The following is a 22,670-nucleotide window of genomic DNA, read 5'->3' as shown; positions in this document are numbered from 1 at the left end:
TCACCTCGTCGAGTGGCCTGCTTGCGTTCCGCAGCGCGTTGGTCACGATGCGGTACAGCGACGCGCGCTTATCGCAGAAGCGGGAATCAGATCTGGCCGAGATCTATTTCGACGACGAAGGGCGCGGTCAGCTTCACGACGCCGGTGAAGATTTCGCTGTCGCGGTAGCGGCCGGTTGCCGGGTCAAGAACGTACGTGTAAACGAGAGGCGCACCGGTGGCGGCCTGCTCCACACGCCAATAGAACTGGATGCCGGCCCTCGCGTACTGATCAGCCTTGACGATCCGGTCGGTCGTCTCCGACCCGGGCGAGACCACCTCGACCACAAGAAGCACATGCTCGGGCCGCGTGGGGGTGAGGTCGATGGTCTCCGCCCGGTACACCGTCACGTCAGGGCGACGGTTGTTCAGCGGCACATCCTGGAGCCGGACGTCGAAGTCGGTGTCCGCGTTCCAGTCCGGCCCCGCGGCGACGTCCAAGGCGTTCGCCAGAAGCCGGGCCAGGCGACTATGCCGCTTGGACGCGCTCGGACTCGCCAGGACCATCCCATCCACGATCTCGACGCCCGCACACTGCTCTTCCGTCCAAGCCTCGTACTGCTCGGCCGTGACCTGCTGATGCATCCAGGCCGGCGCGACCATCTCGACAGTCACACACACCCCCTGGAGTGTCATCGGCTACCAAACTCAAGATACCGCGATGTCAGCGACAAGCAGCCTCCATAGGCCTGCCGGGTTGTCGGGCGCGGCGAGCCGGCAATCCTTCCTGATCTTGCTGGCCGCCCCGCCCTTCCCGCTGCGCAACACCGAGCATGTCTGTCGACGCCGCGCTGCCCGCGGTCACCCTGGTATGCATACGTCGTCAGTCGGCCAGTGACTCCTCGGTCACCAGCGGGCGCTGGCCGGTTCCGCTCAGGCCGGCCGCCGCCAGCCCGGCGGCGATCAGGGCGGCTACGCCGCACACCACGTAACCCAGGGCGTACGCGTGGTCCAGGGCCGCGAAAGCGAGCGCCTTGAGCGGGTTCCCCGGAATGGCGTTGGCCCCCAGCGGGCCGGAATGTACCGCCCCGACCACCGCCGGGGGTGCCGACTTGTCGAACGCCGCCAACGCCGACTGCACCGCCGGGCTGGCGGCGATGTGGTTCTGCACGTCGGTGGCGGCCCGGCTCAGCGCGATCGCGCCGATCACGGCCGGGCCGAGGGTGAAGCCGAAGTCGCGCAGCTGGCTGGTGGTGCCGGAGGCCATGCCGGCGAGGTGGCCGGGCACCGTGTTGACGGCGACCGCGGTGACGCCGGACAGCGCGAACGCGAACCCGATACCGACCAGCACGAGCGGCCCGACGATCGGCCAGATCGACAGGTCGGCGGCGGGGCGGGTGGCGAGCCACAGGTCGCCGGCGCCGATCAGCAGGAAGCCGCCGGTCAGTGCCCAGCGCGGGTTGTAGGAGTGGATCACCTTGGCGGTCAGCGGCATCAGTACCAGCGCGAAGCCCTGCAGGAGCACGAACGCGATCGCGGTCTTCATCGGGGAGAAGCCCTGGATGGCGGCGAGGCGGATGCTGGTGGTGTAGGCCGTACCGAGGAACGCGAACATGCCGATCACGGTGATGATCGAGTTGATCGAGAAGGCGCGGCTGGCGAACAGCTCCAGGCGTAGCAGCGGGGCGCCGGACCGGCGTTCGGCGGTGATGAACAGGGCGAAGAAGATCACCGCGGCGATGAAGCCGCCGATCACCCAGCCGTTGGACCAGCCCCAGGTCGAGCCTTGGATGACGGCGAAGAGCAGGGCGAACAGCGAGACCGCGATGGTGATCTGGCCGCCGAAGTCCAGCGATCGGCCCTCGGGTGCGGACGAGTTCTGCGCGAGTACCGCCACGCCGGCGCTGATCAGGGCGAGGATGCCGACGGCGACGAACGCCCAGCGCCAGACCGCGGTCTCGCTGCCGCCCCAGTGCAGCTTGGTGACCAGGCCGCCGAGCAGCGGCGAGACGAACCCGCCGGAGGACAGGGCGGCGGCCCAGATGGCGATGCCGCGGGCGCGGTCGCGGACGGTGTGGGTGCCCGCGGCGACCATCGCCAGGCTGGTCGGGAACAGCACGGCCGCGCCGATGCCGGTCAGGGCCTGCCCGGTCCAGAGCAGGCTGACCGCGCCAGTGTTGGAAGCTCCGGCGGCCGGGGTGAGCACGCTGAGCGCCTCGCCGACGGCCATCAGCAGGCTGCCGCCGATGAGCAGGCGTTTACGGCCGAACAGGTCGCCGAGCACGCCGAAGGTCAGCTCGAGCAGGGTCACCGGGACCAGGAACGCGTCGGAGATCCAGGTGAGCTGGGCCGACGTGGTGTGCAGGTCCTCCTGGAACAGGCCGTTGAGTACGGCCGGGATGGCGAGCCCGACCTGCGCGAGGAGGACGGCAAGGGCGGTGGCGATGCGGGTGCCGGGCGTCAGGAAAGCGGTGTGGACGGCGGCCCGGGAGCCGGTCGAGGGAGGGGCGACGGTGGTCATGATGCCTCCGGTTCAGCGTGGTTCACCGAGGCCGCCGACGAGGCGCGGCGGGTCGTACCGTAGGTAGCGGCCGGTGCCGCCCAGCACGGCCGCGGCCGCGTTCAGCGCCTGCGGCGACGTGTCGCCCCAGCGGCCGGTGTCGAGCCGGTGCTCGACGGCGTGCAACGCGGCGATCGTCTCGGCCGGCTGGAAGGCGCAGTGCCCGGTGGTGTTCACGTACGCCTGACGCAGCAGCGGCCCGCTCCCCCGGCGCCGGACCTGCTTGCCGTACCAGTTCTCCTGCTCGACCGGCACCAGCTGGTCGGCGATCGTATGAATGTCGAGCTCGGGAACGCCCAACCGGCCGGTCACCATCGACGTGCGGGCCAGGGTGGCGATCGCGCGCCGGTCGGCGGTGATGTCCGCGTCGCGGGTGAGCTTGCGCAGGTCGGCGTCGAGGCTGACCCCGGCGTCCCGGTAGAGGGCGCGGACCTCGCCGGCGTGGGCGCTCGAGCGCAGAACCGCGCTGAAGTCGACGCCCCGGGTGGCCGAGCTGTTACCCCCGGCCGCGAGCTCGATCTGCTGGCGGCCGCTCATGATGAACGGCAGCAGGAACGTGGCGATCTCCTGCTCCTGCTGGGCTTCCTGGCCGGCGTAGTCCCGCGGGGCGGGCGCGGTCGCCCCGGTGAACCAGCCGGGCTCGTTGAGCAGCACCGCGCCGAGGGCGATGCGGGCGCGACCGGCCGCCGACCCCTGGGCACCCGACACCACGGTGGACAGCTGTGTCGCGGCGGCGCCGGCCTCGGTCGCGTCGGCGTAGCGGACCAGTTTGATGGCCTGGGCGGGCGCGAGCAGGTGGGCGAGGGCGTACTCGCCGTAGAGCTGGTAGTCGTTGAGGTTGAGGGCGCCGGCGACCAGGCCGCAGGTGGTGAGGGTGCCGTCGATCAGGTGCCGCGGGTTCTCCGATTCTAGGGCGCTGACCAGGCCGCCCATCGAGGTGCCCCAGGCGATCGTGCGACGCGGGGCGCCGGTGATGCGGGTGGCGGCGGCCAGCGAGGAGAACTGGTCGCCGACCGCGGACGCCGTCGCCCACCAGGACGGGCCGGAGTAGGAGGATCCGACCAGGGCGTACCCGCCGGCGAGCAACTGCCCCTTGGTGGCGGCGTCGGGCGCGTCCTGCGCGGTGAGCGGGCCGTAGCCGTGGCTGTAGAGGATGAGGGTGTGGTTCCAGTGGGACGGCACGTCGGCGACCCAGGTAGCGCCGTCGGGGAGCGTACCGGTGAAGCTGCCGGAGGCCGCGAGGGCCGGACCGGCCGGTGCTGCGATGACCGCGGCGGCGCAAGCCGCCGCGGCGAGCATTGCCGTCTTACGCATGGGAACTCCCTTCCGAAAAGTCAGGTGGGAACGGGCGGCTGCGCAGGTCGGCCTTGCGCACCTTGCCCGAGCCGGTCCGCGGGAGCGCCGTGACGACGTCCACATAGACCGGTAGCTTGTATTTCGCCAGGCGCGGGGTGAGGAAGTCCCGCACCGAGTCCGCCTGCAGCGCGGCGCCGGGCAGCGGGACGACGAACGCCCGGCCGACCTCGCCCCACGTCGGATCGGGCACGCCGACCACCGCGGCCTCGGCAACCGACGGGTGCTCGAAGAGGACCGCCTCGACCTCGGCCGGATAGACGTTCTCGCCGCCGGAGATGTACATGTCCTTGACCCGGTCGACGACGTGGAGGTGGCCGCCGGCGTCGAAGCGGGCGATGTCGCCGGAACGGAACCAGCCGCCGTCGGTGAAGGCATCCCGGGTGGCCTGCGGATCGTTCCAGTAGCCCGGGGTGACGTTCGGGCCGCGCACCAGCACCTCCCCGGGTTCGCCGATCTCGGTGTCGGTCAGATCCGGGCGCACGCAACGGACGTCGGCGAAGAAGACCGGCAGACCGGCCGATCCGATGTGCTCGACGCTCTCCCGCGCCTCGAGGAAGGTGGCCCCGGGCGCCGTCTCGGTCATGCCGTAGCCCTGGCAGAACGTCAGACCGCGTGCCTGGTAGGCCGCGATCAGCGCCTCGGGCACCGACGCGCCCCCGGACATCACGCTGCGCACCGACGACAGGTCGGCGCCGGGCCAGCGCGGCGACCGGGCCAGGCCGGCGAACATCGCCGAGACGCCGAACATCCAGGTGATCCGGTGCCGGGCGATCAGGTCGAGCGCCGACTCGACGTCCCACGACGGCATGATGACGCTGCGGCCGCCCTTGAGGAAGGTCGGCAGCAGGCACTGGTTGAGGGCGGCCACGTGGAACAGCGGCGCGCCGATCAGGGTTACCTCGTCGCTCGCCACGTCGACGCCGACCAGCAGGTTGAAGCAGTTCCAGACCACGTTGGCGTGGGTCAGCGTGGCGCCCTTCGGCCGCCCGGTGGTGCCCGAGGTGTAGAGAATCAGAGCCACGTCGTCCGGGTCCACCGGCACGTCGATCGCCGCCGGCTCGCCGGCGGCTTCCAGCCAGTTCTCGTACGCGTCGCCGACCTCGACAACCGCATCGGGCCGCTCCGAGAAGGTGCTGCCCGGCGCGTGCACGAGCGCGGTCGCGCCGCTGTGCCGCAGCATGTAGTCGACCTCGGGCCCGGCGAGGCGGAAGTTGAGCGGCACGAACACCGCGCCGAGCAGGTGGGCGGCGAACATCGTCTCCACGAACGCCGGGTGATTCGGCCCCAGGTAGGCGACGCGGTCGCCGGGGCGGACGCCCCGCGACGACAGTTGCGAGGCCAGCCGGGCGATCCGGTCCAGCAATTGGGCGTACGTGGTGACCTCGTCGCCGAACAGCAGGGCCGGCCGGTCCGGGGACATCGCCGCTCGCCGGGCGGGCCACGACCCCAGCCCCCGGTTGTGCACGCCGAGCGCGGGCATCACGCGTAGTGGCGGTAGACGGGACGCGCGACGCAGGCCGGCTTGGGCCGGCCATCGATCTCGACCGTGAAGTCGAGGACCATCTGGACGCCGTTGCCGGCGACCTCGGTCACCTCGGCCACGACGGCGGCGAGCCGGATCTTCGAGCCGACCCGCACCGGGTGGGGGAACCGCACCTTCTCGAGGCCGTAGTTGACGCTCATCGTGGTGCCGGTGATCTCGAGCAGTTCGGTGAACAGCGGGATGACCAGCGACAGGGTGAGATAGCCGTGGGCGATCGTGGCGCCGAACGGCCCGGTCGCGGCCCGCTCGACGTCCACGTGGATCCACTGGTGGTCGCCGGTGGCGTCGGCGAAGGTGTTCACCCGCTCCTGGGTGATCTCCAGCCAGTCGCTGCGGCCGAGGTCGCGCCCGGCCAGCGCCTTGATCTCGTCGAGCCCGTTGACGGTCATCATGAGGCGTTCTCCTTGACCAGGCCCAGCAGGCGGGCGGCGTTCTCCTTGAGGATCTTGGGGCGGACCGCCGGCTTGATCTCGAGTTTCTCGAAGTCGGCCAGCCAGCGGTCCGGGGTGATGACCGGGTAGTCGGAACCGAACAGCACCTTGTCCTGCAGCAGCGAGTTGGCGTAACGCACCAGTTGAGGCGGGAAGTACTTCGGCGACCAGCCGGACAGGTCGATGTGGACGTACGGCTTATGGGTGGCGACGGCGAGAGCCTCGTCCTGCCACGGGAACGACGGGTGGGCCAGGATGATGCGTAACTCCGGGAAGTCGACGGCCACGTCGTCGACCAGCATCGGGTTGGAGTACTTCAGCCGGATGCCGCCTCCGCCCGGTACGCCGGCGCCGATCCCGGTCTGTCCGGTGTGGAACAGCGCCGGCACGCCGAGCTCCTCGATCGCCTCGTACAGCGGATAGGCCATCCGCTCGTCGGGCGCGAACCCCTGGATGCTGGGGTGGAACTTGAAGCCGCGCACGCCGTACTCGGTAACCAGGCGCCGGGCCTCGCGCACGCCGGCCCGGCCCTTGTGCGGATCGACGCTGGCGAACGGGATCAGCACGTCGGGATGGGCCGCGCAGCTCTCGGCGACCTCCTCGTTGGCGATCCGCGGCCAGCCGGTGGCGTGCTCGGCGTCAACCGTGAAGACCACCGCCGCCATCCGGCGCTCCCGGTAGTAGTCGGCGGTCTCGTCGATGGTCGGCTGCCGGTGGCCCTGGGCCTTGAAGTACGCCTCGGACGCCCCGAACAGTTCCGGGCTGAGCGAACCGTGGCCGTCCCGGCTGATCTCGGCGTGCGTGTGCACGTCGATGGCGGTGAGAGCGTCGACGTTCATCTCACACCTCCGGTGCCTTCGGGGCGGGGATGCCGTACGTCTCGAGCTCACCGAAAATCGGCGCCGCACCGATCGACGAGGCGCTCCACCCGCCGTCGGCGAAGGCGACCGCCTTCTCCTGGGGATGGGCCCAGAGGGCGAGCCGGTCGCCGCCGATGCCGATCGCCTGGCCGGTGATGTCCTTGGAGGCGTCGGAGGCGAGGAACGTGATCAGTCCGGTGACGTCGTCGACCGTGCCCAGGCCCTCGTCGCGCCGAACCCAGGCGGGCAGCGGCTTTCCGGTGCGCTCGGACTCCTCGATCAGCGGCGCGAAGGCCGGGATGGTCCTGGTCATCTCGGTCGCCGCGACCGGGACGACGGCGTTGACGGTGATGCCGCCCCGGGCCAGTTCCAGCGCCCAGGTGCGGGCCATCGCCGCGATGCCCGCCTTGGCGGCCGCATAGTTGGTCTGCCCGAAGTTGCCCCGCTGCCCGGCCGGCGACGAGACCAGGATGATCCGGCCGCCCTCGCCCTGCTCGCGCATCCGTACCGCGGCCGCACGAGCGCAGGTGAACGTGCCGCGCAGGTGCACCCGGATGACCGCGTCGAAGTCCTCGTCGGTCATCTTCCACAGCACCCGATCGCGCAGGATGCCGGCGTTGGTGATCAGCACATCGAGCCGCCCGAACTCGCGGACCGCGGTCTGTACCAGAGCCTCGGCCGTCTCGGTGTCACCGACCGGAGCGGTCACGCCGGTCGCGCGGCCGCCGGCCGACGTGATCGCACCGACCGCGGCCTCGACCGCGTCACCGTCCACGTCGTTGACCACCACGGCGGCGCCGGAGGCGGCCAGGGCCTTGGCGTACGCCAGGCCGAGCCCCCGCCCGCTGCCGGTGACGACGGCGACCTTGCCATCGAGATCCATGAACACCTCACAGCCAAGAAGGACAGGAAACCTGTTGATGCTCAGCTTGATGTCGAACAGGTTTCCTGTCAATGGCCTACGATGGTGCCGATGACTGCGACTGCTCCTTCCCTGCTCTACCTCGTCAAACAGTTGGAGCTCTCGGTCCGCGCACGACTGACTGACCTGGTCCGCCCGGCCGGAATCACGGCACTGCAATACACGGCCCTGACCGTGCTCGAACGGCACGACGGCCTGTCGACGGCCCAGCTGGCCCGCAACTCCTTCGTCACCGCACAGGCCATGGCCGACATGGTCTCGGCCCTGGAAGGACGCGACCTGATCCGCCGCGAACGCAACCCGGACAACCGGCGCGAACTCCTGATCTACCTCACCGGCAACGGAATCGCGCTGCTGGCCGAACTCGCCGAGCCGGTCCGCCACCTGGAGGACCAGATGACCGGCGGCCTGGACGCGACCCAGCTTCGCGGGGCGCTGACATCGGCCTGGCATGCCCTCACCGAACCGGAAGCCCGCACAGCGCCCCCGGCCGAGCACCGCGGTCAGGCCACGAAGTAGCCGTTGTCCAGATAGACCATCGTGCCCTCGGCACGCGCCCGAACCGCCGCGCTGACGCGCCGGGCCAGCAGTTCCGAGAGCAGTTCACCGGCTTGCCGCTCGCTACACCAGGCCCAGCTGCGCAGTTCGTCGGCCGGCAACCGGATGCGCTCCGTCTCGGCGGGCGTCAGGATCCCGCCGTCGAACACCATCATCAGACCCTCCGAGCGGTCCGGCCGCGGCGGCACCCAATCGACCACCAGCATCCGGCCTGGCTGCACGGACAGGCCGAGCTCCTCCTCGAGCTCCCGTACGACCGCCGTGTGCGGCGACTCATCAGCCTCCACCGCGCCGCCCGGAATCTCGAAGTACGGCTTGTAGGTCGGCTCGACCAGCAGTAGCCGTCCCCGATCGTCGGTCAGCAGCGCGCCGGCCCCCATCCGCTTGCGCGGCAGCGTGGCGGTGAAGTCCTCGGTCACCGGGTCAGGTTAGGGCGTAACTGACGGATCATGGTGTGTGGTCGCGGGTAGCGCGCAGCCAGTCAAGGGTTTCGGCGAGGTCGAGGGTGGCCTGGTAGGAGTCGATTCGCTTGTCGTATCGGGTCGCCAGGCCACGCCAGTGCTTTCGCCGGTTGAAGCCTCGTTCGACGTTGTTGCGGTCGCGGTAGCGCTCGGCGTCGAAGTCCGGCGGGCGTCCACCGGCTGCTTTCTTGTTGGCCCGGTTGGCTTTCTGGTCACTGCGCTCGGGGATCACGGCCACCATCTTGCGGGCGCATAGCGCGGCCCGGTTCGCCTTGCCGGAGTACGCCTTATCGGCGGTCACCGAGTCCGGGCGCTTGCGCGGCCGGCCCACGCCGCCGGGCCGGGCCACGGCGACCTGGTCCAGCAAGGCGATCAGTTGCCGGGTGTCAGAAGCCTGACCAGCAGTGACCCGCGTGGCGAGCGACCGGCCCCGGCCGTCGGCCATAGTGTGCACCTTCGTGGTCAGTCCCCCGCGGGAGCGACCCAGACCTTGACGTGCCTGCGAGGTTTTGGCATCCAGCCCCCTTTACGAGCCCCGGCCGCGTGTTGGTGGGCCCGCACGATCGTTGAGTCGGCCTGCGCGTTGCAGTCGATGTCTTGCTCGGCTTCGGCCAGCGCGATGACCGCTGCTTTGAGCCGGGCCCAGGTGCCGTCGTCACGCCAGCGGCAGAACCGGTCGTACGCCGTTTGATACGGCCCGTACCGCTCAGGCATGTCCGCCCACGGTGATCCAGTGCGTTTCACCCAGCAGATCCCGTTGATCACCTGCCGGTGATCACGCCACCTACCGCCCCGTTTGCCCTGCTCAGGCAACAACGGCTCCAAGTTCGAGTAGGTCGACGGCGGTGACAGCGCCATCGTGTTGTCTGATGTCGGCGCCCAGCCGGGCGGCGGCGGTGCGCTGCGGGCCGTTGCCGAGCAGTTCGTGTGCTGCGGCGCGGATGGCGTCGGCGCGTGCCGATCTGGGCAGCATCCGGCCGGCGCCGTGACGTTCGACTGCGCGGCCGATCGCGGCCTGGTCCATGAGCGGATGCATCGGCAGGATCAGTAGGGGGATGCCGTAAGCGAGCGCCCTTGCGGTGGTCGAGTGACCGCCGTGGCCGATCACCAGAGAGGTCGTCGGCAGGACTTCGCCGTGATCGCGATGGCGCAGGACGACAGCGTTTCCCGGCGCACGCAGGGTGGCCGGGTCGATCGTGGGACCCGTCGTGACGATCACCTCGGCTTCGAGCTCGCCCATCGCGTCGAGGATGTTCTGCAGCGTCCTGTCCTGGCCGGGGAAGCGGGTCGTGCTCAGGCTGACCAGCACTCGTGGCGCTCCGGCAGCCGGTACGGCCGGAGCGGGCGGGTCCTGCCAGACCGGGCCGACATGCCGGACCCCGGGCGGCGCCGGCGGCTCGAAGTCGGCGCGCACGGTGACCAGGCTCAATGCCGGTGATCGCAGCACGGGCTTCATCCGCAGGCCCCGTAGGCGCAGCAGGGCACCGACCGGGCCGCGCGCCTCGCCCTCGAAGAAGCTCCACAGGGTGTGCACGAGCGAAACGGTCGGGAGCCCGGCGCGGACAAGGGTGTCGAGCGCAGCGAGCAGGAGACAGTCCACGATCACCACGTCGGTGGGTTCGGCGCGGGCCAGCCGCAGCGCGTCCGCGCCGATGCCGCGATCGGCGAAGACTGCGGTGAGCTCACGCAGGCCCGACACCGTTCCACGCGGGGCCGCCGCGTCGTAGGGACGGCCGTCCCGGACCGGCGTGAAGCCGAACCCGGCCTGCTCGATCAGTGGCCGCTGAGGTTCGTGGCCCAGGAAACGCGCGGTGCCACCTCGTCGCACGATCTCGCGGGCGATCCCGAGCGCGGGTGGAAGGTTGCCGCCTCCGTCGACCGTGACGAACAGCGCGTCCATGAGCTACCTCCTTGCCTTGGTCGTCTGAGGTTCAGTTCCGGGTTCATCCGCCGGCAAGGATTGCGGTGATCAGGCAGCGCATGCGGGCCCGGACGGTCGGCGGATCGAGGCCACGATCGCGTCGGAGCAGCTTCCACGTGTACAAGTCGGTGGCGACCACCAGCAGATCGGTCAGCGCCTCACGGTCGCGGGCCGGACGGGCCTGCAGTTGCGGCCGGAAGCAGTCGTGAACCCAGCGCCGGTGCAACTGCTTGCCCGGCGTGGTCACGGCGGCGATGCGCGGGTCGTGTTCCTGACCGAGCAGCCGCAACACGTAATCACCACGCTTCTCGTAATGAGCGACGACCGCCTCGACAGCGCCGGCAACGTCGCCGGGCCTGACGCGACGTTCCTGCTCGACCTCGGCGGAGGCCAGCTTGACCGCCTCGTCGAGCAAGCCGTCGCGGCTGCCGAAATGCCGCAGGACCGTCTGCACAGTCACGCCGGCCCGCCGGGCGACCTCATCGAGCGTGATCTCGATCGTCATCTTCTCCTCGCTCAACCCGAGGACCGCCCGCAGTATCCGCAGCCGTGTCGCTGCCTTGGCCTCGGCCCGAGCTCGCATGGTGTACGGCCGAGGAGCACTCACCTCCAAGACAGTAGGCGACCAGCAAGTTTGAGGTCAATGCCTACTAACACGAAATTGGGCGCGGCATCAGCTCGACCAGAACAGCCTTTCTGGCCTGTCCGGATCGTTGACGATCCGGCACTGGGCGTCGAGCCACATCGTCGCGCGCTTCTTCGGCGTGTACGCGGGCCACTGCGGCACGTGCGGTGCGGTGGGGCGGCCGTAGCGGGCGAAGCCGGCCCACAGTGCGCTCATGTGCCGGGCGGTCGCCCGTTTGCCAGGCCGCTCGTCCGGGCCGACGTTGGCGAACTTGAGGGGGATGTCGGAGGCGTGCGGGGAGCCGATCGGGAAGTTGGTACCTGGCACCAAGGTGGGGTCGGGGTAGGCGAGCTGGTACATGAACACCGGCGCGGCGTGCTGCGCCGCCTTGGCCTCGGCAATCTTGATCGCGTCGCGCCGGATGGGTGAGGTGGTGATCGCGAAGTACAGCTGGGCCGGGGTCGCGTCGGGCCGCGACCGGTGGAACGTGCTGATGATCCGGTCGAGTTCGGCGCCCTGATAGGTGCCGCCCAGTGCGCTGCGCAGGCCGGCTTCGTCGATGTTGAAGATGTCGGGCGGCCCGAAGAGGCTGAAGAACACGGTCTCGTCGCGGCAGGTGCCGACCATCAACGGCTTGTGGGCCGAGAACGGCGCGGCGCCGTCGGCGAAGGGTTGCCGGGGGATGACACGGCCGTCGACGAAGGCGCCGAAGCCGGGAAGAGCGCCGGGGTCTCCCCAGGGCGCCTCGCCGTTCGCGGCCTCGGACTGCTGGACCTCGAGCAGTCTCGCGGCCGGGATGTCGTACAGCTTGGGGATGTCGGCGGTGGTCAGGCCGAGCAGGCCGAGCGTGCGCTCGGCGCGGGCGGTGGCGCCTTCGCGGGTGGCCAGGCGCAGCGGCGCGGCGCTCTCGATGGAGGCCTTGTGGAACAGGCGTGCGGCGGCCGGCATCGTGTAGACCGCCCCGGTCTTGGCGCCGCCGCCGCTCTCGCCCCAGACCATGATGTTGTCCGGGTCGCCGCCAAAGTTCTCGATGTTCTCGCTGGTCCAGCGCAGCGCGGCGAGGATGTCCAGCATGCCGGTGTTGGCGGCGTAGTCGCCGTGTGCGAGGTCGCCGAGGAACAGGTAGCCGAGCAGGCCGAGGCGGTGGTTGGACTCGACCACCACCACGTCGTGGAGCTGGGCCAGGTGGGTGCCGTCCTGTCCGGTTGCCGAGCCGGAGCCGATCATGTAGCCGCCGCCGTGGTTGTAGAACATCACCGGCCGGCGCTCGTGGTCGGCGGCCGGGGTCCAGATGTTGAGGTAGAGGCAGTCCTCCGAGGGCGCCGGCATCCGGCCGTTGCCGGTCGGGCCCATCTCGCCACCGGCCGCCTGGAACGCCGGGTTGGGGAAGTCCACCGTGTCGCGGACACCGCGCCAGCACTTCGGCGGCTTCGGGGCCCGGAACCGGAGCCGGCCCAGCGGCGGCGTCGCGTAGGGCACGCCGAGGAACTTGACGATGCCGTCCTCGCGGCGGCCACGCACCCGGCCGTAGCGGGTGGCGGCTTCGTCTCTGCGCCCGGAGCCGTGTGCGGCCTCGGGAAGAAGGGTGGCGGCGGCCGCGGACAACGATCCACCGACCAACGCTCTGCGAGTGATCATGAGCTCTCCTGATGAGCGGCGGTGGCACTGCCCCACAGATAGCCGTCCGGGAAGTCGTTCACGGTGTCAGGCTCCGGCGTTGTAATTGGAGTCCATCGCGGTGAGAACCTTGGCCGGGGTGGACTGGTTGCTGAAGATCTCCTGCAGGCCGCTGAGCATGGTCTGCTGCACCTTGGCGTTGGGCCACAGCTGGTCCATGAACGGCACCGTCTTGTTGTCCTTGACGTACGTGGTGAGTTCGGCCAGGCCCGGGTCGACCGGGGTGCCGGCGTTCGCGAGGGTGGGCAGGCTGCCCTGGGCCTCGTTGAACGTCTTCATGCCCTCCGGCGACATGACGTAGGTGATGAACCTGAGCGCGAGTTCCTTGTTCTTGGCTTTGGCGTTGACGCCGTAACCGGCGCCCGCGGCGGCGGGCATGAGGAACGTGGCCGGGTCGTCGGTGGCCGGCAGCGCCTTCATGGTGAAATGCCCGTTCGGGTTCTGCTTCTTCAGCAGCGCGATGACCCAGTTGCCCTGCACGAGGCCGAGCGTCTTGCCGGTGGCGGCCAGGGTCTGGCTGGCCTCGTAGCTGGTGCCGAGCGGGTTCTTCTGGAAGCAGCCGCTGGTGTTCATCTGCTGGTACTTCGCCATCGCGGCGGTCCAGGGCGAGCCGGCGAAGGTGCCCTGACCGTTCGCCATCTTGGTGGCGAAGTCCTTGTCCGGGCCGAACACCGTGGTGGCGACCAGCGCGTACAGGACGAGTTGGGTGACCCAGTTGTCCTGGATGCCGAGCGCGAAGGCCGGGGTGCCCTTGGCGGCGGCCGCCTTGCAGAACGACAGCAGGTCCGTCCAGGTGGTCGGCGCGGTCAGGCCGGCCTTCTTCATGGCGTCGTCGTTGTAGACCGCGCCGATGCCGTTGAGGCCGAACAGCGCGTTGTAGGTCTTGCCGTTGTACCGGGCGACCTGCTTGAACGCGTCCGGTAGCAGGGACGCCCAGGGCTGATCGGACAGGTCGAGCAGGTAGCCCGGTTTGGCGAGTACGTAGGTGGCACCGGGGTTGCCGTTGCCGGGCCAGACCGTCATCACGTCGGGGGCGGTGCCGGAGGCGAGCTGGGTGCGGATCTGCTGCTGGTACTGGTCGGCGCCGGCGGTGGTGAGGTTGACGGTGACGCCCGGGTTGGCGGCCTTGAACGCGTCGACGACCTTCTCGATGGAACCCTGGTCGACCGACGCGATGGTCAGCGTCTTGCTGCCACCGCCGGAACTGGAGGCGGAGTTGGTGCCGCTGCTGCAAGCGGCGATGAGGGTCAGAGTGGTCAGGGCCGCGGCCAGGGGGATCAGTCTGCGTGTCATCGGTTCTCCCAGGATGGAGATCAACAAGGGGTGGTGAAGGTGTAGCTGCCGGAGCTCAGCCGGAGCGTCGCTCCGCCGGCTTCGGGGGTAGGCAACTCGAGGAGGGCGGTGCTGCCCGGCGGGACCGCGACGGTGACCGTGAGCCGGTCATCAGTGATCGACCATCCGCAGGCCACCCGGCCGCGTGCGGTCTCCTGCTCGGCGCGGGCCCAGGTGAGGGTGCCGCCGGGCCGGGGCCGCAGCAGCAGTTCGGAGTAGGCGACCGAGCCGGGGGTCTGGTCGATGCCGGCGACCTGCCCGTAGAGCCAGTTGCCGACGCTGCCGAGGCTGTAGTGGTTGAACGAGTTCATCGCGGCCGACTGGAACCCGCCGTGTTCGGTCCAGCCGTCCCAGCGTTCCCAGATCGTCGTGGCGCCGTGCCGGATCGAGTAGCCCCAGGACGGGTATTCGTCCTGCTGCAGCAACGCATAAGCCAGGTCGGTGCGGCCGTGGTCGGCCAGCACCGGGCACAGCAGCGGCACGCCGACGAATCCCGTGGTGAGCCGATTGCCGCGCTTCTCGACGTCGGCGGCCAGGTGGTCCACGGCCGCGTCGATCAGCTCCGGCGGCAGAAGATCAAATTCCAGGGCCAGGAGGTACGCGGTCTGGGTGCCCCCGTCGACGGTGCCGTCGTCCCCGACGTACGACTCGACGAACGCCGCCCGGATCGCGTGGTTCAGTGCCCGGTACTCGGCCGCTTCCCGCTCGCGGCCCAGCACGAGCGCGGCGTCGGCGACGATCGCCGTGCTCCGCGCGAAGTAGGCGGTGGCGAGCACGTCGCGCGGTGTCTCGGCGTCGACCTGCAGCCAGTCACCGAACGAGTTACCGGTCCGGTTGCGCCAGCGCAGGTCCGGGTTGTGCCGGCGGATGTGCTCGACCCAGCCCACCATCGCGTCGAAGCAGCGTTCCAGCACCCGCCGGTCGCCGTAGGTGCGCCACAGCAGCCACGGGATGATCACGCCGGCGTCGCCCCACGCGGGTGCGCCCTCGCGGTCGACCGACAGCATCGGTGCGACGTCACGGAATGCGCCGCCGTCGTCCCGGCCGTCGACGACGTCGCGCAGCCATCGGGCGAAGAACGCGGACACGTCCGCGTTGCGGGTCGCCGTCGGCGCGAACACCTGGGCGTCGGCCAGCCAGCCGAGCCGCTCGTCCCGTTGCGGGCAGTCGGTGGGTACGGCGAGGAAGTTGCCGCGCTGCCCCCAGACGATGTTGGACTGCAGCTGGTTGACCGTCGGGTCGGAGCACTCGAACCGGCCGGTGTACGGCATGTCGTTGTGGATGACCCGGGCGATCAGGTCGTCTTCGGTGAGCTCGCCCGGATAGCCGGTCACCTCGGCGTACCGGAACCCGTGGAAGGTGAACTGCGGCTCGAAGATCTCATGCGGGCCGCCCGCGCTGACGTACGTGTCGGTGGCCGCCGCCCGGCGCAGGTTGTCGGTGTAGAGCTCGCCGTCGGCGGTGAGTACTTCGGCGTGGCGCAGCATGATGCGCTGCCCGGAGGTGGCGCCGCGGACGGTGAGGCAGATCCGGCCGACCAGGTTCTGTCCGAAGTCGACGATGAACCGCCCCGGCTCCCGAGCCGACACCCGAACCGGAACCAGGTCGTCGGTGATCCGGATCGGGTGGTCGGGCTCGGCCACGAGCGGCCCGATCGCGGTATCGAGAACGACTGCCGGCCACGAAGGGCCGGTCGTGCGGCGGGCGTCGACGAACTGGCCCATCATCAGGTCGGCGGCGAGGATGGCGCCGGGCCGTTCGGTCCAGTTCTCGTCGGTGGCGATCACCCGTCGGGAGCCGTCGGCGAACTCGACCACGAGCTGGGCCAGGAACGCCCGGGCGTCGCCGTAGTGCCGGGCCGGTTTGCGGGCGTCGAAGCCCACGTACCCGCACCACCAGCCGTCGGCGACGATGGCGGCGAGCTCGTTGTCGCCCTGGTGGAGCTGTTCGGTGACGTCGTAGGTCTGGTACTGCAGCCGGTGGTGGTACTCGGTCCAGCCGGGGGCCAGTTCTCGATCGCCGACCCGGCCGCCGTTGAGCCGGGGCTCGTAGACGCCATGGGCGGTGGCGTAGAGCCGGGCGCGCACCGGCTTCTCGACGAGGTGGAACGGCCGGCGCAGGTCCAGCGGCGCCTCAGCCGCGCCCGGGGTGCTCAGGAACTCGTCGGTGGGCGGGTCGAAGTGCGGCAGGCGGTTCGGGTCGCGCCCGATCCACACCGCCGACCATTCGTCGGGATGCAGCAGGCCGGTCTCGAACCAGGTCTGCGCGCGGCCGGCCGGCGCGCCGGTCTCGTCGGAGACCTCGACCCGCCAGTGATATCGGGTGCCCGATCGCAGCGGCGGCCCGTCCCAGGCGACCAGCAGCGTGTCGGGCGATTCGCGACGGCCGGAATCCCAGATGGTCCGGTCGGACCCGTCCTCGGTGGCGGTGATCCGGTACGCCGTCTGCGCGGCGCCGCGGCGGTCGCTGCCGAGTTTCCAGGACAGCCGCGGATGGTGTTCGCCCAGGCCGAGCGGCTCGGTGCGTTGTTCGGTGGTCAGGCCGTACGGTGTCATCCCTTGAGCCCTCCGGCGAAGCCGTTGATGATGCTGCGTTGCAGCGCGAGATAGACCGCCAGGACCGGCAGGATGCTGATCACCAGGGCGGCGAAGACGAGGTTCCACTGCGAGACGTACTGGCCGAAGAACCCGGCGACGGCGACCGGCATGGTCTGGTGGGTGCTGCCGGACAGGTAGAGCAGTGGGGTGAAGAAGTCGTTCCAGACGTTCACCGCGTTGAGCACCAGCGCGGTCACGGTGATCGGCTTGAGCATCGGCAGGACGATGTAGCGGAACGCCGCCAGCTGGCTCGCGCCGTCGATCGACGCGGCGTCCTCGAAGTCGCGGGGCAGGGCACGCAGGAACCCCACGTACAGGAACGTGGTGAACGGGACCTGCAGGCCGGAGTAGAACAGCACCAGCGACCAGACCGAGCCGAGCAACCCCAGATCCCGTACGGTCTGGTAGAGCGGCAGCGACGCGAGCTGGAACGGCAGGATCAGCCCCAGCATGATCAGTAGGAACGTGCCGCGGGACCAGCGCGCGGCCGACCGGGCGAGCGGGTAGGCGGCCAGCGACGAGACCGTCAGGATGATCAGCACGCTGACGGCGGTCACCACCACGCTGTTGATCAGTGCGCCGCCGAGGCCGCCCTGCTGCCAGGCCGAGCTGAAGTTGGCCAGGGTCGGCGAGGTGGTCGGCCGGATCGGCGACGAGGTGTTTGCCGACGGCCGCAGGGCGAGGTTGACCAGCACGTACACCGGGAAGGCGAAGACGATGCCGACCGCGATCATGACGATCTCGAGCAGGAACGTGCGCTTGGTGTAGCGGTTCATGACGCCGCCCTCTCGTTGCGCGACAGGACGGTGTACTGGCCGGCCGACACGACGGCGACGATGACGGTCAGCACCACGGCCAGGGCGATGCTGTAGCCGAACTCGCCGAGCGTGAACGCGTCCTTGTAGATCAGCGTCGAGATGGTGTCGGTGGCGTGCCCCGGCCCGCCTCCGGTCAGCGCGTAGACCTGGTCGAACAGCTTGATACCGCCGATGATCGACAGCATCAGGTTGATCGTGATCGCGGGCGCCAGCAGTGGCCGGACGATCGAGAAGAAGCGGCGGACCGGGCCGGTGCCGTCGATCGCCGCCGCCTCGTAGATCTCGCGGGGGATCGACTGCAGCCCGGCCAGGAAGATCACCATCGAGTAGCCGGCGAACTGCCACACGATGACCAGCACGATCATCCAGAGCGCCAGGCGGGGGCTGCCGAGCCAGTCCTGCTGCCACGAGCTCAAGCCGACCGCGCCGAGCAGGCTGTTGATCGCGCCCTCCGGGCCGAGCAGGTTGCGCCACAGATAGGCGGTGACGACCGGCGTGACCACGGCCGGGGCGAACAGCAGCACGCGCAGGAAGTTCCGGGTCTTGATCATGCTGTTGACGCCGAGCGCGAGCAGCAGGCCGATGCCGTTCTGGAGCACGGTGATCGCGACCGCGATCAGGATCGTGTGCCACACCGCCTGACGGGCGGTGGGGTCGCCGGCCAGATCGGTGAAGTTATGCAGGCCCACCAGGGAGAAGCGCGGGTCGAGGCCGTCCCAGTTGGTGAAGGCGTAGTAGACGCCTCGTGCGCTCGGGATCAGCACCACGAACGTGAACAGCGCCAGGGCCGGGAGAACGAACCACCAGGGCGGCGTGGCGCGGCGACGGGACCGGGTCGCGACCGCGGGCCGCGGTTCAACGCGATCTTTGAGGTCGAGTGTCATGGATGCCCACTTAGTTGAAGCGTTTCATTGACCGTGGTGGGCCCGCGCGACCAAGAGCCGCGATCAGACCCTGGCGTCTGCGTTGTGGGTAACGTTTTCCAAATGTTTCGCCGACCTTACGAGCCGGTGGCAAACAGCGTCAAGACCCGAACCGACGTGTTCTCGGATCAAGTCGCCACCTATGGTGGGTAACGTTTTCCGAGATTGGGAGTGCCATGGTCAGAACGCCACGCCGGGTCACGATCATCGACGTGGCCCGGCACGCCGGCGTCTCGACGACCGCGGTGTCCAAGGTGCTGCGTAACGCCACCGGCACGAGCCCGCAGATGCGCACCCGGGTCCGGGCCGCGATCGATCAGCTGGGATACCGCCCGTCGACCGCCGCGCGTGCGTTGCGGGGCCGCACGTACACGATCGGCGTGCTGCTGCCCGACGTGCGTAACCCGTTCTTCGCCGACGTCCTCGACGGCGTCGCCGGGCATCTGGCCGGCACCGAATATCAGCTGCTCATGGCTTCTTGCTGCGACGACGAGCCGAGCGAGGCCCTGGTCGTCGACGCCCTGATCGAACGCAGCATGGACGGTGTCGTCCTGGTCGCGCCGGTCTCGTCGCCCGGCCTCCTCGAACGCGTCGCCCGCACCCTGCCGACGGCCGTCATCGGCCGGCACACCTCCCCGGCCGGCTTCGACACGGTCACCGGCGACGACTTCGCCGGGGCCGCGCTCGTCGTGTCACACCTGGCCGGGCTGCTGCTGGAGCGCATCGCCGATCCGGCCCACCGGGCGACCGCGGTGAAATTCTCTGCCGACCTCGTGGTGCGGCGCACGACGGCGCCGCCGCCGGGCGATCAGTAGGCTCGATCACGTGGTGGAGAAAGCTGGACCCCGGCGGGTCACGATCGTCGATGTCGCGCGCCACGCCCAGGTGTCGACGACCGCCGTCTCCAAGGTGCTGCGCAACGCGTACGGCGCCAGCCCGGCCATGCGCGAAAAGGTGCAGCAGGCGATCAGCGAGCTCGGATTCCGCCCGTCCGCCGCCGCCCGGGGGCTCCGCGGTCAGACCTACACCATCGGCGTGATGCTGCCCGAGCTGCGCAACCTGTTCTTCGCCGACATCCTCGACGGCATCACCGCCCAGCTCGGCGGCACCGACTACCAGGTCCTGCTCGCTCCGGGCTGCAACGGCGAGAAGGCCGAGGCCCGGGTCATGGACGCCATGATCGACCGCAGCATGGACGGGCTGATCCTGATCGCCCCGGTGTCGTCGAAGAAGCGCCTCACCGCGGTCGCACACACCGTGCCGACCGTGGTCGTCGGCCGGCACGGCGCCTCCCCCGCCTACGACAGCGTCACCGACGACGACGTCGCCGGGGCCGGCCTGGTCGTCGACCACCTGGTCGAGCACGGCCATCGGCGCATCGCGCACATCGAGCACCACGAGACCGATCCGGTGCGGCTGGCCGAGATGCCCAACGCCCAGCGCGCCCAGGGCTACCGCGACGCGATGCGCGCGCACGGCCTGGGCGACGAGATCGACATCGCGTCGACCAGTTACACCCAGGAAGGCGGCTATCTGGGCGCCAAGGAACTGCTGGCCCGGCCCCAGCGGCCCACCGCCATCTTCGCGGGCGCCGACATCGTCGCGCTGGGGGCGATGGAGGCGATCGCCCAGGCGGGGCTCACGATCCCCGGCGACATCTCGATCGTCGGATACGACAACAGCGCCCTGGCCGCCTTCGCCCCGGTCTCGCTGACCAGCGTCGACCAGGACGGACGGCAGATGGGTGCCGACGCGGCCCGCCTGGTGGTGAGCCGCATCGGCGAGCGGGACCGCCGGACGGCCCAGGTGAAGCTCTCCCCCACCCTGGTCGTCCGGCGGACCAGCGCCGCGCCTACCGGCGCAGCACGGTGACCGTGTAGGCGCCGCCCCCGAGCTGCAGGTGGGCATAGCCGTCACCGGCCACCGGCGTACGGGTCGGGCGGCCGTTGACCAGGACGATGCTGTGCGGGGTCGCCGGCACGGCGACCGTGCCGCTGGTGTGCCTCGGCGTGGTCAGCCGAAGCGTGAACGTACGGCCGGCGGCGGACCACCTGGCGCTGATGTCGCCGTACGCGGTGGGCACGACGCCCTGGGCCCACGCGAGATTCCCGGGCCGCGGCTGGATCGCCCACGTGCTGTACCCGGCGCCGTCCGGACTGACGCCGAGGACCTGCTGGGTCAGCTGTACGGTCGGGGACGCCGCCCAGCCGTGCGCGAGGCTGGCGGTCGCCCGGTTGACCCCGCCGTCGCTGTTCTTGAACTCCCACAGACCGCCGGTGTAGAGCGGGTTGGCCGGGTCGACCATCGGCCCCCAGGTGCGCCGCATGAGAGCGAGCGCGCCGTCCACGTCACCGACCGCGAACCGGCCCGCGGTCTCCATGCCGTTGCCGAACGGCTCGATCGTGTGCCCGGTCGGGTCCTGCAGACCAGGACCCATGATCGCCCCGTACGGGGTCCACAGCGTCCGCAGCGCGTTCAGCACACTGGCCCGCCGGTCGGCCGGTACGAAGTCGTACTGCAGCGCGAGCGCGTTGGCGTCCTCGACGAGCACGTCCGGGTGGTCGGTGCTCTGCGCGTACGCCCCAAGCGTCGGATTCCACAACCGTGAGTTGACCGCGGTCCTGATCGCGTCGGCCTCGGCGTCGTAGCCGGTCGCCGCGCCGGCGGAGCCGACGCCGCGCTCGAGCCAGGCCATCTCTCGCAGCAGGATGTAGTAGTCGATGCTGTACTTGGTGACCTCGCCGGTCTGGGTGGCCTGCCAGAAGTCGCGGTCGTTGGAAGCGACGAGGTGGTCGGCGGTGAGGAACGTGTCGTTGTAGGCGAGTTCCCGGCGCAGGGCGGGCAACAGGCCGGCGATGAAGTCCCTGTCGCCGGTGTAGCGGTAGTAGTCGATCGCGGCCCGCGCGCCGTACCCCGAGTAGTTGTCGGAGTAGAACAGCGGCGACCCGCCCGGCGACCGGCCCTTGCCGAAGTCGGGTGAGCCGGGCAGCGCCCCGTCGGCCCGCTGCGTCGCGAAAAGCGCCTGCAGCGACGACTTCAGATAGGCGGCGCCGACATCGCCGAGGGTGTTGATGATGGTCGGTCCCTGCACCAGCAGGTCGCCGGTCCAGATGCTGCGGTCACGCTTGGCGCCGTCGAAGATCCGCGCGTCGGGCAGCCCGTTCACTCCGGGCAGTTTCATATCCAGCTGCAGGGTGTACGCGCCGGAGTACCACATGCGGTTGAGCTGGTCGTCGCTGGACAGGAACCAGCCGCGGTAGTCGCTCGGGGTGGCCCGGTACGCCTGGAAGTCCACCCCGGCCCCGGAAACCGTTACCGTTCCCGGCGTCGTGAGCGTCAGCAGCACGAACCGGAAGCCGCCGTGGAAGCTGCCGGTGACCGTTCCTGGCCCGCCCACCTGAAGGGTGTCCGGGCCGCCGACTCCGGCCAGCCCGCGCGATTCGTCCGAGGACGGCGCTCCCGGTGAGGCGGCGACCGCGGCCCCGGCGGCGACCGCGGCGTCCAGCGGCCGATCGAGGTCCACCGTGGCGGCGGCGGTGTCGAACGCGGTGATGACCCGGGTCTGGCCGGCGAGGGTGATCGTGTCGCCGACCTCGAGGTTCGCGGTCGAGGTGACCGTTACCTGGCTCGAACCGGCGGGGGCAGCGGCCGTGGTCGTGGTGGCCGCGGGGTGGCGCAGGTATTGGCGGGCTTCGCCGGTCACCAGCGAGAAGGTTGCCGGTCCGCTGGTCTTGGCGACGTCCAGGTAGGGCGTGCCGCCGACGTCCTTGCCGAAATCGAGTACGACCGAGGCGGGCGTCTTGCCGGCGACCGTGGTCAGCGTCGCGTTTCTGCCGCCCCCGAGCGCCTCGCTGCTCTGCCAGTGCGCCAGCGTGCTCTGCCCGTGCGCGAGGGCCTCGACGTGTGACACCTGGCCGCGCCCCTCGGCCCGCACCGGCCGGACCTGGTCGGAGTCGGGGCCGAGCACGTAGGACTGCCACGATCGGAAGCTTGCCGATGCGGGTGCCGGTGAGGCGGTGACGCCGAATACCAGCACCAGGCCGGCCACAAGGAGTCGCCGGGTCGCCGACGCCCGGGGCAGCCGGAGATTAGTTCGCCGCAATGTCGT

Annotated in this window: 19 protein-coding genes and 1 pseudogene; 3 read left to right on the top strand and 17 right to left on the bottom strand. The window is 70.1% G+C overall.

The features are described 5' to 3' along the window. Positions 1–86 precede the first annotated feature (86 nt). The 7 genes from ACIA5C_RS38025 to ACIA5C_RS37995 form a co-directional block, all read right to left on the bottom strand. A complete protein-coding gene (locus tag ACIA5C_RS38025; protein WP_396063928.1) occupies positions 87–641 on the bottom strand; it encodes a Uma2 family endonuclease in 555 nt (184 codons plus the stop codon). Positions 642–861: 220 nt separating this feature from the next. Further along, complete coding sequence (locus tag ACIA5C_RS38020) at positions 862–2,499, bottom strand: MFS transporter (protein ID WP_396063925.1); 1,638 nt, start codon at positions 2,497–2,499, stop codon at positions 862–864. A 12-nt stretch (positions 2,500–2,511) separates the two neighbouring features. Further along, a complete protein-coding gene (locus tag ACIA5C_RS38015) occupies positions 2,512–3,852 on the bottom strand; it encodes a hypothetical protein (RefSeq protein WP_396063923.1) in 1,341 nt (446 codons plus the stop codon). Continuing rightward, the gene (locus ACIA5C_RS38010; protein WP_396063921.1) at positions 3,845–5,374 is read right to left on the bottom strand and encodes a long-chain fatty acid--CoA ligase; all 1,530 of its coding nucleotides are present in this window, start codon (positions 5,372–5,374) and stop codon (positions 3,845–3,847) included. Before ACIA5C_RS38010 ends, ACIA5C_RS38015 begins: the two co-directional genes overlap by 8 nt. After that, the gene (locus tag ACIA5C_RS38005; RefSeq protein WP_396063919.1) at positions 5,374–5,829 is read right to left on the bottom strand and encodes a MaoC family dehydratase; all 456 of its coding nucleotides are present in this window, start codon (positions 5,827–5,829) and stop codon (positions 5,374–5,376) included. Before ACIA5C_RS38005 ends, ACIA5C_RS38010 begins: the two co-directional genes overlap by 1 nt. After that, positions 5,826–6,707 (bottom strand): amidohydrolase family protein, encoded by an 882-nt coding sequence (locus tag ACIA5C_RS38000; RefSeq protein ID WP_396063916.1) that lies wholly within the window; start codon positions 6,705–6,707, stop codon positions 5,826–5,828. Before ACIA5C_RS38000 ends, ACIA5C_RS38005 begins: the two co-directional genes overlap by 4 nt. Before the next feature lies 1 nt (position 6,708). Beyond that, positions 6,709–7,611 (bottom strand): SDR family NAD(P)-dependent oxidoreductase, encoded by a 903-nt coding sequence (locus tag ACIA5C_RS37995; protein WP_396063914.1) that lies wholly within the window; start codon positions 7,609–7,611, stop codon positions 6,709–6,711. Between the two features lie 90 nt (positions 7,612–7,701). Here ACIA5C_RS37995 and ACIA5C_RS37990 point away from each other — a divergent pair, with 90 nt between their 5' ends. Beyond that, complete coding sequence (locus ACIA5C_RS37990; protein WP_396063911.1) at positions 7,702–8,169, top strand: MarR family winged helix-turn-helix transcriptional regulator; 468 nt, start codon at positions 7,702–7,704, stop codon at positions 8,167–8,169. Here ACIA5C_RS37990 and ACIA5C_RS37985 read toward each other — a convergent pair. The 9 genes and pseudogenes from ACIA5C_RS37985 to ACIA5C_RS37945 form a co-directional block, all read right to left on the bottom strand. Then, positions 8,154–8,627, bottom strand: a complete 474-nt coding sequence (locus tag ACIA5C_RS37985) for an NUDIX domain-containing protein (RefSeq protein ID WP_396063909.1) — start codon at positions 8,625–8,627, stop codon at positions 8,154–8,156. The genes ACIA5C_RS37990 and ACIA5C_RS37985 overlap by 16 nt on opposite strands. Positions 8,628–8,655: 28 nt before the next feature. Beyond that, positions 8,656–9,527, bottom strand: a pseudogene (locus tag ACIA5C_RS37980) (IS5 family transposase). Continuing rightward, positions 9,475–10,569: a glycosyltransferase gene (locus ACIA5C_RS37975; protein ID WP_396063907.1), complete on the bottom strand. Its 1,095-nt coding sequence runs from the start codon at positions 10,567–10,569 to the stop codon at positions 9,475–9,477. The pseudogene ACIA5C_RS37980 and the gene ACIA5C_RS37975 overlap by 53 nt, the downstream one beginning before the upstream one ends. A 43-nt stretch (positions 10,570–10,612) precedes the next feature. Continuing rightward, positions 10,613–11,197: a TetR/AcrR family transcriptional regulator gene (locus tag ACIA5C_RS37970; protein ID WP_396063905.1), complete on the bottom strand. Its 585-nt coding sequence runs from the start codon at positions 11,195–11,197 to the stop codon at positions 10,613–10,615. 66 nt (positions 11,198–11,263) lie between these two features. Next, positions 11,264–12,853: a carboxylesterase/lipase family protein gene (locus tag ACIA5C_RS37965; RefSeq protein WP_396063903.1), complete on the bottom strand. Its 1,590-nt coding sequence runs from the start codon at positions 12,851–12,853 to the stop codon at positions 11,264–11,266. 66 nt (positions 12,854–12,919) lie between these two features. Then, positions 12,920–14,185: an ABC transporter substrate-binding protein gene (locus ACIA5C_RS37960; protein ID WP_396063901.1), complete on the bottom strand. Its 1,266-nt coding sequence runs from the start codon at positions 14,183–14,185 to the stop codon at positions 12,920–12,922. Between the two features lie 20 nt (positions 14,186–14,205). Beyond that, positions 14,206–16,779 (bottom strand): family 78 glycoside hydrolase catalytic domain, encoded by a 2,574-nt coding sequence (locus tag ACIA5C_RS37955; protein WP_396063899.1) that lies wholly within the window; start codon positions 16,777–16,779, stop codon positions 14,206–14,208. After that, on the bottom strand, positions 16,776–17,597 hold the full coding sequence (locus ACIA5C_RS37950; RefSeq protein WP_396063897.1) for a carbohydrate ABC transporter permease: 822 nt from the start codon (positions 17,595–17,597) through the stop codon (positions 16,776–16,778). The genes ACIA5C_RS37955 and ACIA5C_RS37950 overlap by 4 nt, the downstream gene beginning before the upstream one ends. Further along, positions 17,594–18,523, bottom strand: a complete 930-nt coding sequence (locus ACIA5C_RS37945; protein ID WP_396063895.1) for a carbohydrate ABC transporter permease — start codon at positions 18,521–18,523, stop codon at positions 17,594–17,596. Before ACIA5C_RS37945 ends, ACIA5C_RS37950 begins: the two co-directional genes overlap by 4 nt. 215 nt (positions 18,524–18,738) lie before the next feature. On the opposite strand from ACIA5C_RS37945, the gene ACIA5C_RS37940 reads away from it, so the two are divergent. After that, a complete protein-coding gene (locus tag ACIA5C_RS37940; RefSeq protein ID WP_396063893.1) occupies positions 18,739–19,377 on the top strand; it encodes a LacI family DNA-binding transcriptional regulator in 639 nt (212 codons plus the stop codon). A 10-nt stretch (positions 19,378–19,387) separates the two neighbouring features. After that, on the top strand, positions 19,388–20,434 hold the full coding sequence (locus tag ACIA5C_RS37935) for a LacI family DNA-binding transcriptional regulator (protein WP_396063891.1): 1,047 nt from the start codon (positions 19,388–19,390) through the stop codon (positions 20,432–20,434). On the opposite strand, the gene ACIA5C_RS37930 is transcribed toward ACIA5C_RS37935, so the two are convergent. After that, positions 20,415–22,664: an alpha-L-rhamnosidase C-terminal domain-containing protein gene (locus ACIA5C_RS37930; RefSeq protein ID WP_396063889.1), complete on the bottom strand. Its 2,250-nt coding sequence runs from the start codon at positions 22,662–22,664 to the stop codon at positions 20,415–20,417. The genes ACIA5C_RS37935 and ACIA5C_RS37930 overlap by 20 nt on opposite strands. Positions 22,665–22,670: the final 6 nt, after the last annotated feature.

It is taken from the genome of Actinoplanes sp. NPDC051343, assembly GCF_044455125.1.
Taxonomy (GTDB): domain Bacteria; phylum Actinomycetota; class Actinomycetes; order Mycobacteriales; family Micromonosporaceae; genus Actinoplanes.
The sequence above is the reverse complement of the archived record's forward strand: the minus strand, read 5'-3'. Positions and strand labels throughout refer to the sequence as shown.